We start from the raw sequence: 521 nt of genomic DNA on the forward strand, positions 1-521 counted from the left end.
TTGATGCGGGGGAATGTGAAGGATCTCAACTCCCCCGCTTTTTTGAAGCGAGGCCGCCCCCGCCGCTTGCCTGTGCTATCCGGCTCCCGCCACGCTTTCCACGCCTTGTCCAGCCGCATCAAGTTTTGCTGCAGCACCTCGGCGTAAATGCCCCGGTAGGCCGGGAACAGTTGCTTGATTTGTTTGAGGGATCCCGCCTGCCGATAATAATTCGGCTCCAGCGGGGGTTCTGACACAGGCAACGGACAAGAGACAAGACTGCAGCGGTCAATTGGGCAACGGGTTGCGGTCAGCCAATCCAGTCTCTGCCCCAGAGCGTCGTTCCACTGCCGCCGCAACAATTCCAGCCACTCGGTCATCAGAGCGGCTTGGTCGTCGCTGGGCAGGATCCGGTACTCGTGGGTGATAATCATGAGACGGTTCTAGCATTTAGCGCAATGAGCTACAACATAGGCCATCGTTCTGTTTACAGCCTACAAATCCACTTGGTGCTGGTGACAAAGTACCGTCGTCGGGTGATA

General features: G+C 57.2%; 1 protein-coding gene and 1 pseudogene. One reads left to right on the forward strand and one right to left on the reverse strand.

What is annotated here, in order from left to right; translation table 11 throughout:
* On the reverse strand, window positions 1–413 hold a 413-nt coding region (locus tag NW855_RS04315), incomplete at its 3' end, for a helix-turn-helix domain-containing protein (RefSeq protein WP_414508393.1).
* Here NW855_RS04315 and NW855_RS04320 point away from each other — a divergent pair.
* Window positions 369–521, forward strand: a pseudogene (locus NW855_RS04320) (IS200/IS605 family transposase); the annotation flags it as partial. The gene NW855_RS04315 and the pseudogene NW855_RS04320 overlap by 45 nt on opposite strands.

It is taken from the genome of Synechococcus sp. RC10B2, assembly GCF_047502635.1.